10 protein-coding genes are annotated in these 12,294 nt (G+C 39.2%); 8 read left to right on the top strand and 2 right to left on the bottom strand.

All coding sequences use genetic code 11. The features are described from left to right. Positions 1–344 precede the first annotated feature (344 nt). From rpmH to yidC, 4 genes are all read left to right on the top strand, one after another. A complete protein-coding gene (gene rpmH / locus PISS_RS15765) occupies positions 345–479 on the top strand; it encodes a 50S ribosomal protein L34 (protein ID WP_008112968.1) in 135 nt (44 codons plus the stop codon). Positions 480–486: 7 nt separating this feature from the next. Continuing rightward, entirely contained in the window at positions 487–912 is a 426-nt protein-coding gene (gene rnpA, locus PISS_RS15760) for a ribonuclease P protein component (RefSeq protein ID WP_008467046.1), read from the top strand. 126 nt (positions 913–1,038) lie between these two features. Continuing rightward, on the top strand, positions 1,039–1,314 hold the full coding sequence (gene yidD, locus PISS_RS15755; protein ID WP_008467044.1) for a membrane protein insertion efficiency factor YidD: 276 nt from the start codon (positions 1,039–1,041) through the stop codon (positions 1,312–1,314). Between the two features lie 8 nt (positions 1,315–1,322). Then, positions 1,323–2,957 (top strand): membrane protein insertase YidC, encoded by a 1,635-nt coding sequence (gene yidC, locus PISS_RS15750; RefSeq protein WP_058155435.1) that lies wholly within the window; start codon positions 1,323–1,325, stop codon positions 2,955–2,957. Positions 2,958–3,010: 53 nt separating this feature from the next. Here the strand turns inward: yidC and PISS_RS15745 are convergent, their stop codons facing one another. Both PISS_RS15745 and PISS_RS15740 read right to left on the bottom strand, forming a co-directional pair. After that, on the bottom strand, positions 3,011–4,219 hold the full coding sequence (locus PISS_RS15745; RefSeq protein WP_058155434.1) for a PepSY-associated TM helix domain-containing protein: 1,209 nt from the start codon (positions 4,217–4,219) through the stop codon (positions 3,011–3,013). A 9-nt stretch (positions 4,220–4,228) separates the two neighbouring features. Beyond that, complete coding sequence (locus PISS_RS15740) at positions 4,229–6,358, bottom strand: TonB-dependent siderophore receptor (RefSeq protein WP_058155431.1); 2,130 nt, start codon at positions 6,356–6,358, stop codon at positions 4,229–4,231. A gap of 205 nt (positions 6,359–6,563) precedes the next feature. On the opposite strand from PISS_RS15740, the gene mnmE reads away from it, so the two are divergent. The 4 genes from mnmE (at position 6,564) to rsmG (ending at position 12,293) form a co-directional block, all read left to right on the top strand. Beyond that, positions 6,564–7,928: a tRNA uridine-5-carboxymethylaminomethyl(34) synthesis GTPase MnmE gene (gene mnmE / locus PISS_RS15735; protein WP_013466273.1), complete on the top strand. Its 1,365-nt coding sequence runs from the start codon at positions 6,564–6,566 to the stop codon at positions 7,926–7,928. A 961-nt stretch (positions 7,929–8,889) separates the two neighbouring features. Beyond that, on the top strand, positions 8,890–9,339 hold the full coding sequence (locus tag PISS_RS15730; RefSeq protein WP_024601476.1) for a flavodoxin domain-containing protein: 450 nt from the start codon (positions 8,890–8,892) through the stop codon (positions 9,337–9,339). A 428-nt stretch (positions 9,340–9,767) separates the two neighbouring features. Further along, positions 9,768–11,657 carry a tRNA uridine-5-carboxymethylaminomethyl(34) synthesis enzyme MnmG gene (gene mnmG / locus PISS_RS15725; protein ID WP_013466270.1) on the top strand — a complete coding sequence of 630 codons (1,890 nt, stop codon included), beginning with the start codon at positions 9,768–9,770 and terminating at the stop codon, positions 11,655–11,657. Between the two features lie 15 nt (positions 11,658–11,672). After that, positions 11,673–12,293 (top strand): 16S rRNA (guanine(527)-N(7))-methyltransferase RsmG, encoded by a 621-nt coding sequence (gene rsmG, locus PISS_RS15720; RefSeq protein WP_008464169.1) that lies wholly within the window; start codon positions 11,673–11,675, stop codon positions 12,291–12,293. Position 12,294 lies beyond the last annotated feature (1 nt).

Below are 12,294 nucleotides of genomic sequence, written 5' to 3'. Positions count from 1 at the left end.
TATCGATGTATAAATATAATAACAGACTGATTTAAATAGCTTTTTATTTTAAAGCCTGATTAGAGATCATAACAAAACTGGCAGCAGATCGCGACTATAATTTATGATCTAATTTACTTTTCCCATGCTTTTATTCACTTTTTATACAGGGGCTGTGGAAAACTTCTTATTTATGATGATCCTATCGGATCATGAAAATTGATCATAAATAAACATGCTTTACGCTCTATTATGATTGACTTTTCGTCACTTCATCTATAATATCTCGCGCTCGCAATGGCACCTGTGCCAGGATCGCGACCTGCATAGGATGTTTTAACTTTAACCGATCGGATGAGATTGTTATGAAAAGAACTTTTCAACCTAGCGTTTTAAAACGCAAACGTACACACGGTTTCCGTGCTCGTATGGCAACTGTAAATGGCCGTAAAGTATTAGCTCGTCGCCGTGCTAAAGGCCGCAAAGTTCTTTCTGCTTAATTTATAAGTGGAAGACTTTAGCTTTGGCAGGGAGTTACGTCTGTTAACTCCCTCGCATTACTCTCGCATATTTAATGAACCCGCTCGGGCTGCAACTCCTTTCTTTACTTTATTAGCAAAACCAAGTGACCAGTCAAAACCTAGGTTAGGCCTTACTGTTGCTAAAAAACGTGTAAAAAAGGCATGTCAACGAAACCGTATTAAACGTCTTGCTCGCGAAAGTTTTCGTTTAAACCAACATACTCTCGATAATATAGATATTGTGTTGATGGTAAAAAGTGGCATTGATGAACAGTCCAATGAAGAATTAACCAAACAACTAACAAAGTTGTGGCGTAAAATTAATGAACGCTGCAAACCCGGTGCCCCTAAACCGCCACCATTTAAAAAACGCCCAAACAAATCAGCTAAATCGACTAAACAAACTCAATAGCAATAGAATTACAGGGTTAATTAAGGTATCTTTAGCTCACCTTTTAATCATGCGTTTAAAATCTTAAAGTAAGTCTTTAAATACATGGTATCTATTCACTAAACATAACGTAGGGGCATGTACAACATGAGGTTACTTAAACCACTTGCTGCGTTACCAACACGTTGTTTAGTTTTATTTATCCGCGGTTATCAAAAGTGGATTAGCCCGCTATTGGGTCCGCATTGTCGTTTTAATCCAACCTGTTCTAGCTACGCTATTCAAGCAATTAATTTGCATGGTGCAGTAAAAGGCAGTTGGCTCGCAGTTAAACGCATATTAAAATGCCATCCTTTACATTCAGGTGGAGACGACCCCGTTCCTGAAAAATTAACCCGTATTAACCACCAACACGAGAAATAAGAGCTGTTATGGAATCGCAACGCACGTTTTTATTCATCGGCCTAATGCTAGTGTCGTTTTTATTATTTCAAGAATGGAATAATGACTACAACACGCCAAAAGCCGATCCTAGTGCCACTACACAAACACTAAAAGCAAACTCACCGGAATCAGATGATTATGTTCCAGCTTCATCAGACTCTGGTTTACCTGCTTCAACTACTTTAGCTAAACGCTCAGTCATTGATATTACAACTGACGTGTTCAAAGTTAAAATTGACACCAAAGGCGGTGACATTGTTGAAACAGACTTAATTAATTATAAAGAAACCAAAGGCAGTAATGTTCCTTACATGCTACTTGGTGAGTTTGATGGTAAACAATACTTTTCACAAAGTGGTTTAATAGGTTTAAATGGCCCAGATGCATCTGCAAATGGTCGTCCTACTTACCAATCAGAGCAAACCTCTTACACCTTAACAGGTGATGAGCTTCGCGTTCCACTGCAATTTACCGACAGCAACGGTGTAAGCTTTACTAAGACTTATGTATTCAAAAAGGGTCAGTATGATGTTGGCTTAGAATATAAAGTTAACAACACCACCAGCGCGCCTGTACAAGTACAGCTTTACACACAAATAAAGCGTACCGTACAAGAAAAAGGCAGCATGGTTGATCAAAACTATTTAGGGGCTGCATACGGTACAGATGAGGAACCATACGAAAAGTATAGTTTTTCAGATATGGCCGATAAAAACCTAAACATTAATACCCAAGGTGGTTACGTTGCATTTATTCAGCATTACTTTGTAAGTGCTTGGGTACCAATGCAAGATCAAGCGAATACACTTTATAGTTTAATTACTAAAAGTAACGCAGCTATTATTGGTGTTAAAGACGAAGCGGTAAATGTTCAAGCTGGTAGTGAGCAAGTACTTACTGCAACTTATTACATGGGCCCTAAAGAGTCAGATAAACTTGAAGCGATTCACACTGACCTAGACTTAACCGTTGATTACGGTTGGTTGTGGTTTATCTCTCAGCCGTTATTTGTACTATTAAAATGGTTACACAGCATTTTAGGTAACTGGGGTGTAGCAATTATAGCCATCACTATTATCGTTAAATCATTAATGTATCCACTGACTAAAGCACAGTACACCTCAATGGCTAAAATGCGTGCATTACAGCCTAAGATGAAAGCGCTAAAAGAAAAGTATGGCGATGATCGTCAAAAATTCGGCCAAGCGACCATGGAAATGTACCGTAAAGAAAAAGTAAACCCTATGGGTGGCTGTTTCCCTATTTTACTACAAATGCCAATCTTCTTAGCCTTGTTCTATGTATTCTTAGAGTCTACAGAACTTCGTCACGCTGAATTTGTACTTTGGCTAACTGACCTTTCTGCGAAAGACCCATACTACGTATTACCAATCTTATTTGGTGCGAGTATGTTTATAACGCAAAAACTACAACCTATGACGGTTACCGATCCAATGCAGCAAAAAATGATGACCTTTATGCCGGTTATCTTCTCTGTGTTCTTCTTATGGTTTCCATCTGGTTTAGTACTTTACTGGTTAGTGTCTAACCTTATCTCTATTGTCCAGATGTTAATCATCTACCGTGGCATGGAAAAGAAAGGTATTAAAGTAAGGGGCTAACTCCCCTTACCTACAAAAAAGGCGACCTAGGTCGCCTTTTTAATATCTGAAATTTACTCACTAAGAATAGGCGAATAAAGCGACTTTGGTACACTGCGCTCACTAAAGCTCACACCCGTTATTGTCAGAGAGAAAATAGCTAAACCTATCGCCACGTAACCTGATATGCCTAACCACTCAAAAACAGTTTTTTTACGCTTTACTCTGAGCCAACTCATATATATGCCAGCAGCACTAACAAAACTCATAAAACCGCCGAATAGCGCCCAAATAAGTTTAGTGCCGAGGCCTGCAAAGTTACCAAAATGCAAAGGATCCGCAGTATCTTTAATAAGAGGAATAAGCGGTAAATCCTCTCCTTTTTGTACTGCTAATACTGTACCTGTCGTTGGCTGTAAATACACACGATTGGCGCGTAAACGAAGTAAAATATCATCGTTATAGCCACGTACTTCAATAGGTTGATTCTTTTTATTACCATAACGTATATAGCGAATATCAAGCGTCGGAAATGCCTGCTGCGCAGCGTTATAAGCCTGAGTTAAGCTTATTGGTGTTGCATTAACAGTGGGTATTTGTTTTTTAAATTCACTAACAGCGACTGGTGGTGCAATATAATGCTTTATTTTCGCTGTTTGCAAACCATGTTCAATAAGGTACCACAGACCTGTTATGGCTATGATAGCCATAAACCACATACTCCATAACCCAAGAAACTTATGCCAATTAGACCAGCCATTACGTTTATCTAAAACTAGCTGGGCAGGCTTTTTAAAAAAGCCCTGCCACCAGCGACGATACACATAAAAACTCGAAACCAGCAGAATAACCAATAAAATACTTAAGCTTGTAACAATTAGCTTACCTATCCAGCCCATGGATAAATACATGTGCCAGTTACGTAAAAACCGTGAAGCACGTGCCCATTCCCCCTCACCTAACACATGCCCTGTGGCTGCATCTAAATAAATAAACCGAAATGCGTCATCTATTTTTAGTGCAACTTCCAAAGCCAAGTACTCTTGCTTATGGCGCTGAAGATACAATACTTGTGCACCTGAATAATGCTTGTTGAGGGTATTTTCAATGGCTTGATAGTTGGTGATTGAAGAGGACGTTAACGCACGATACTTACTGTCTGTCAGGTATTCAATTTCATGACTTAACGTCGCAAGTGTACCAGATAAACAAACAACAAAAAGCAGGACACCAACAAAGAGCCCTGCCCATGAATGCAGATTAAACCATTGTCTAGCGTTCACACGCCACCTTTAAAAGCTGTATTTAGCACTAAGATAAATACGGCGAGGTTCACCTGGGAAGTGCCCTGTACGTTCAATAAAGCCACTACTAGCATATTCTTTATCAAACAAATTTTTAACCGACAATTGCCACTGCCAATTATCTACTGTGGTTTGCCATGCCATATTATAAATAGTGTAAGGCTTAACTTGTTGACCACCTAAGCTTAGCTGTTCGTCAACATAGTCTAAACCGGCAGAAATAGAGGAAGATAAGCGAGGAAGCTCGTAGCGTGTCCAAATGCCCACTGTATTTTGTGGGGCATTAGCAAACTTATCACTATCAGGGATTTGATTACGAATGCTTTCATTCGCTTTAGTGATACGGGTATCATTATAGGCATAGTTAGCAGTCACAACCCAGCGCTCGGTAATATCACCAACCACTTCAATTTCGAATCCTTTACTTTCTACTTCACCTACAGCCACTAGGTCGTCAACACCATCGCCAGCCACATCACCTAATAAGCTTGCTTGGAGGATATTTTCACGAACAATATTGTAAGCAGCCAAATTAACTGCCAAGCTATCATCAAGCAGTTTACTTTTTAAACCAACTTCATTGATACGGCTTGTTTCTGGAGAAAATGGCCCACCCTTAGCCGTTTCTTGATCACTTGCACTTTGTGGAACAAAGCCCGTACCGTATAAAGCATAGGGGTAGAAAGTATCGTTAATGTTGTAAGTTGTACCCACACGATAAGTCACATCACTATCTGAAAACTCAGTTTGATTTAACTCGTCTTTATCTTCAAAGCGATCATATCTTAACCCTGCGGTGATACTCCAATTAGTGGTAATATCGAGCTGATCTTGAACATAAGCACCAAAACGAGTGCTATTCGTTCGACCTAACCGTGGTGTAATGCTATCTAAATTATAATCATCACCCGCTGTAAGACCATATTCAGGGTCGTGAAGATCAAGCCCGGGTACAGGTCCACCTTGACTCTGTTGCTTTGCCGTACGATATACACTTTCAAAGTTATGCTCATACCAATCACTACCTAGTAATACTTGATGTTGCATATCAGCCAATACAAACTCCGCAACCGCATTAGCCGTTAAACTAAAACCTTCATTCTCACGAACTTGATCACGAAACTCTCGATCACTCCAATCAAGCACACCATCGCTATCTGTATCATCGAGTCCTTTCGGTTCATGATAGTTTTGCACTTCTTTATTATCGAAATAACGAGCCGTAATATCCGTTCGCCAAATATCATTAATATCGTGCTTTAAAGTAGCTTGATAAACATGAGCTTCAACATTTTGAAAGTCAGTCGCTTCATTATGATTCCAGCTAATATCTGTAATAAATTGGCCATTATCATCAGCGGGGACACCGCGTAAACGTGCACCACCTAATTCTTGCTCAATAAAAGTGTATTGCGTAGTCAGCTCTGTCGCACTATTAATTAACCAAGTATAACCAAGATCAACAATGGTGTTATCGCTACTGGTATTAGTACGAAATGGATTTTCTGAATCACGATATAAACCAACACGGTACGCATGGTTATCGAGCGATTCACTTAGCGTACCAGTACTTTGTATTGCCCCACTGAAAAAGTCATCATTACCTACTTCAACTTCAATGCTGTGCTCATCGGTAAACTTTGGCTTTTTAGTTACATAATTAATAATGCCGCCAGGGTTTCCGCTACCATAAATAGCGCCCGCAGGGCCTTTTAATACGGCAACTTGTTCAATATTAAATAACTGTGGGACAGCAAAACCATTAAATGGGTCGCCTTTTACACCATCGTATAAGATCTCATCTTGGCGAAAACCACGAAACGTCACCCCGGAATAACTAAATGCGTTAACCCCTGCAATATTGCTATATAAATCGGTAATTTGACGTGCAGCCTGATCGTTAATTAACGCTTGGGGAAGAATTTGAATGGACTGCGGGATTTTCTCAATTGGGGTATTTGTGCGAGTCCCAAAACTGGATTCTGTTGGTCTGTATAAAGAAAAAGCACGGCCAACAACATCAATAGTTTCTATTTCATTTTCAATATTTTGATTTTCAGCTAGTGAAGAACCTGAAAAACTGACTAGAACAGCCAATAAAACTGGAGAATAGCGCATAAAGTTTAAGTACGTAGAAAAATAATACGCATATGCTAATGAATATAGTTATCATTTTCAATAACTGATTATTAATTAAAACTAAATAATGAAATGCTTAAAATGTATCTGCTGACGCATTTTTACATACAGCTATTCGCATGAAATAAAGCCATAGGTTACAATACAAACCAGCATTCACTTTCATATTGGCAATTTCAAACGCATGATTAATCAAGACACTATCGCAGCACAAGCAACCGCACCAGGACGTGGTGGGGTTGGTATTATTCGTGTTTCAGGCAGCCTAGCAAAGCAAGTCGCTGAGAAAATAGTAGGCAAAATACCTAAAGTTCGCTTTGCCGACTACGTGCCTTTTAATAACCTTGCAGGGGATCAGCTTGACCAAGGTATTGCAATTTACTTTGCCGGCCCACACTCATTTACCGGTGAAGACGTACTCGAACTTCAAGGCCATGGTGGCCCTGTTGTCCTTGATATGCTACTTAAAGAAATAAGTAAAATAGACGGTGTACGTTTAGCAAAGCCTGGTGAATTCTCTGAGCGTGCCTTTATGAACGACAAGCTTGATTTAACTCAAGCTGAAGCTATTGCCGATTTAATTAATGCAACCAGTGAACAAGCGGCCAAAAGCGCCCTACAGTCACTTCAAGGTCAATTCTCTAAGCATATAGAAACCTTAGTAGAAAAAGTCATTCACTTACGTATGTATGTAGAAGCGGCTATTGATTTTCCTGATGAAGAAATCGATTTTTTATCAGATGGAAAAGTCGGCGGTGATTTGAATGCCATTATTGAGCAACTTAATGCGGTTACCAATCAAGCCAAACAAGGTAGCATAATGCGCGAAGGTATGCGTGTCGTTATTGCAGGTCGTCCTAATGCAGGCAAATCAAGCTTACTTAATGCATTAGCAGGACGAGAAGCGGCAATCGTAACTGAAATAGCCGGCACCACCCGCGATGTACTTCGTGAGCACATACATATAGATGGTATGCCACTACATATAATCGACACCGCAGGCCTGCGTGAAAGCCCAGATCGCGTTGAACAAATAGGTATTGAGCGTGCATGGGATGAAATAAACCAAGCCGATCGCGTGTTATTTATGCTTGATGGTACAGATACAGCCGATACCGACCCTCATGCTATTTGGCCAGAATTTATGGCTAAGTTACCCCAAGGTATGGGCGTGACCGTGATCAGAAACAAAGCCGATTTATCAGGTGATGTAGTCGGTATGGATCAAGAGCAACAATATCCGGTCATCAGTTTAAGCGCTAAGAATGCTGACGGCATAGAACTAGTGCGTGAGCACTTAAAAGCCTGTATTGGTTTTGATGGGGCCACAGAGGGTGGATTTATGGCGCGTCGTCGTCACTTAGATGCCCTTGAGCATGCAGCCTACCACTTAGATACCGGTAAAACACAATTAGAAATGCATGTGGCCGGTGAAATTTTGGCTGAAGAACTGCGTTTAACGCAGCAGTATCTTAACGAAATAACTGGTGAATTTACCTCAGATGATCTACTTGGCAAAATATTTAGCTCGTTTTGTATCGGTAAATAGTCAAATTAATAAGTAACGATATAATTTATTAAGGGCGCTTAGGCGCTCTTTTTCATGCCTAATATTTACAATAACAACTCACCTAGCTGTGTTTTAATAATCCACTTTAAAAACCAAACAGACTACAAATACAGTTTAAGCTGCACTTATATCAGCCTCAATTCGCCTTTAATAATGTACATAAAAGATTTTACAAGGCCAATAATCACAGCAAATAGCGGCTAGAACGCCTTAATTTATAGAAAAAATAGCTGTAGTTATGCTTATTAAACACTCTAAAACTGAAGCTATAGCATTGGTTATCCATGTTTGAATAGGGGGAATTATCAAGTCATAAAAACAAAACGTAACTAAAAAATACGTTTTGTTCGTCTACACCACCAGCAAAATTCAGTTAAATATTCACTTTAGATCACTCAAATTTATTTTTTTGCAGATCAGTTATCCACAATTGCGTGTTTTTTTGCTTCAGCGAGGAATTAAACGTCTTTAAAATGGGGAAATAAGCTGTATTTAATTAAAAAAGGGCTGTTTATAAAAAATAATAATGGTTATTTAACCTGATCTGACTAAATAGATCATTTTTTAAAATTATTTTCGATCCCAATTTAAGGTTATCAACAAGCTTTATATCCACATTAAGATCAACAAGCATCTATACGTTTATTTTCAATCGCTGGTGGCAAATACTAAATATAAAATCAATGACTTAGCAATAAAACTGCAACTTTAATTGATAGTTAAGCAGAGCTTTCCCCAACCTTATCAACAACTTGATCAGAAGATTACATTTAAAGATATTTTGTTAAACCTTTAATTATCAAGTAGTTAAGCAGTACATTTAAGTGAAGGCTTAAATAAGTACAAAAATAGTTATACAAAATAGCACTCTTAACTTTACTGTTATACTCACTGGGCTATCATAGGCGGCAATTAAAACTAATAGTGATCACAAATATTCATGAGTTCAGTAAATCTTATCGTTGGTAGTCAAATGGGATCCGCAGAATACGTTGCCGAGCAACTAAGCGATGCGCTTAATAGCCAAGGTATTAATACCCAACTACATGATCAACCTGAATTTAGTGAAATAGATCAGCAAAATACCATTTGGTTAATTTGTACATCAACCTATGGTGCGGGTGATTACCCAGAAAACCTTATTAACTTTGTTGATGAGTTATCTCAAGTTGATGATTTATCGCACTTAAAGTACACGGTCATTGCTTTAGGTGATACCAGTTATGACACGTATAACCTTGCAGGGCGTAATATAGATACGCTTTTAAGCCAAAAAGGCGCGATACAGTTAGCACCGCGGTTAGAACTGAATATTCTTGATGAAGCACTTCCAGAAGATACGGCCTTAGCTTGGTTAGACTCGTGGATAGCAAAAACAGGTCTAAAATAGAAAGATCAAGTAAAAAGTTATAAATAAAGTTACCCACAATTTACTAATAATTTAACAGATTTTGTGGATAAACACTGATTAAACTGCTTTTTTAACCATGCTTATCCATGGGATAAGATCGAGACTTGATCGGCCTGTGCATAACAGCCTGTTTTGATCAGAGCTTATTTACCTGAAGATCCGATCATATTAACACCTTTAGATCCGATCTAATTATATGTTTTTAATCATGATCTAAAGCTTATCAACAGAAAAGCTGATCAGTAGTAGTAATAGTATTAAAAGATCTCTTTAAAAGATCCTTTATATTATTAGAGATCACTTACTTAGATCTTGAGCACTGTTTAATCATTTATCTTCTGCTAATTTCTAGGTAGAATACGCTCCCTTTTGAAGTTTACTGGTTTGATTTAAGTAGGATCCCATTAATGATTTTTCACGAAAATTTTGACGTTATCGTAGTAGGTGGTGGACATGCTGGCACTGAAGCCGCATTGGCAGCTGCCCGTATGGGGATGAATACCCTGCTGCTGACTCACAATATGGATACCCTTGGTCAAATGTCTTGTAACCCAGCGATTGGTGGCATTGGCAAAGGCCACTTAGTTAAAGAAATTGATGCCCTTGGTGGCGCAATGGCTCAGGCTATTGACAAAGGCGGGATCCAATTCCGTACGCTTAATTCTTCTAAAGGCCCTGCTGTACGAGCTACTCGTGCTCAAGCGGATCGTGCTTTGTACAAAGCGGCTATTCAGAACACACTTCAAAACCAAGAAAACTTAAAGATTTTTCAACAATCATGTGATGATCTTATCGTTGAAAACAACCGTGTAACAGGTGTCGTTACCCAAATGGGTCTGCGTTTCAGTGCCCCTAGTGTAGTACTAACCGTAGGCACATTCTTAGGTGGCCAAATTCATATCGGTCTTGAAAACTTTAAAGGTGGCCGTGCAGGCGATCCACCTTCAATTGCATTGGCTGATCGTTTACGCGAACTTCCATTTAGAGTGGATCGTTTAAAAACAGGCACACCACCACGTATTGATGCACGCACTGTTGATTTTTCTAAAATGCAAGAACAACCAGGTGATGCACCAACACCGGTATTCTCATTTATGGGTAAACAAAGTGACCACCCACAACAAATTCCGTGTTACATCACTTACACCAATGAAAAAACACATGATGTTATTCGCAAAAACTTACATCGCTCACCTATGTACTCAGGTGTTATCGAAGGAATAGGCCCACGTTACTGTCCGTCTATTGAAGATAAGATTGTCCGTTTTGCTGATAAAGATAAGCACCAGATATTTGTAGAGCCAGAAGGCTTAACGTCATACGAGTTATATCCTAACGGTATTTCAACCAGCTTACCGTTCGATGTGCAGTTAGAAATTGTGCAATCGATCACCGGATTTGAAAATGCACATATTTGTCGTCCTGGCTACGCTATTGAATATGACTTTTTTGATCCGCGCGACTTAAAACAATCATTAGAAACTAAATTTATTGATGGTTTATTTTTTGCTGGTCAGATTAATGGTACGACCGGTTACGAAGAAGCGGGCGCACAAGGTCTGATCGCAGGTATGAATGCGGCATTACAAGTGCAAGGCAAAGAGTCGTGGACGCCACGTCGTGATGAAGCCTATGTTGGCGTACTAATTGACGACCTAGCAACACTGGGTACAAAAGAACCGTACCGCATGTTTACTAGCCGTGCTGAATACCGTTTGTTACTACGTGAAGACAACGCTGATATACGTTTAACTGAAAAAGGCCGTGAATTAGGTTTAGTTAACGATGAACGTTGGCAAGCATTCAACGAAAAAATGGAAGTGATCGCTAAAGAGAAACAGCGTATTAAAGATACCTGGATCCATAAAGATCATGCGGTTGTTGATCAAGTAAATGAATTACTAAAAACGCCACTTGTGCGTGAAGCCAGCTTAGAAGAATTATTACGCCGACCTGAAGTGCGTTATAACGACTTGATGGCCATTGAAGGACTCGGATCTGAGTTTACCAATAAGGCCGCCTTAGAGCAGGTTGAAATTCATACTAAGTACGCAGGTTACATTGCACGCCAGCAAGATGAGATCAATAAGCAGCTTCGTCATGAAGAAACAATTTTACCAAAAGAGTTTGATTATAAAACAGTCTCTGGTTTATCAAATGAGGTTGTTGCTAAGCTAATTGATGCTCGTCCAGACACTATTGGTCAAGCTTCGCGTATTTCTGGTATCACCCCAGCGGCGATTTCGCTATTATTAGTGTATCTGAAGAAGCAAGGCTTGTTGCGCAAAACTGCGTAACGGTAAAGGTACATTGTGTTACAGCAACAATTAACAACTTTGTTAGCGCAAACTGATATTGCGCTAACACAAAAACAACAGCAACAGCTTGTTCGCTATGTCGAATTACTCGATAAGTGGAATAAAGCCTATAATTTAACCTCAGTACGTTTACCTCAAGAAATGATGGTTAAACATATAATGGATAGCTTAGTTGTTGCGCCTCACTTGACCGGTCATCATTATATTGATGTTGGCACAGGTCCTGGTTTACCGGGCATAGTGTTAGCTATTGCCTTACCCGATACGCAGTTTGTATTATTAGATAGTTTAGGTAAACGTGTACGTTTTTTAATGCATGTTAAACATGAGCTTGGCCTTGATAATGTGACTCCTGTGCAGTCAAGAGTTGAAGAATATCAACCAAGTGTTAAATTAGATGGCGTACTAAGTCGTGCATTTGCATCGTTACAAGATATGATTGACTGGTGTTCGCACTTAATCGATCATTCAGGTAAGTTCATTGCACTTAAAGGGGTATTTCCAAGTGAGGAATTAGACTCACTCCCTGCTGGTGTTAAGTTTGAGCAAAAAATTGCATTAGAAGTACCCGATTTAGATGCACAACGACATTTAATAATTCTTTCTAAAGACTAGG

Source organism: Pseudoalteromonas issachenkonii (assembly GCF_002310795.1).
Taxonomy (GTDB): Bacteria; Pseudomonadota; Gammaproteobacteria; order Enterobacterales; family Alteromonadaceae; genus Pseudoalteromonas; species Pseudoalteromonas tetraodonis.
This window is presented reverse-complemented; position numbering and strand designations above follow the sequence as displayed.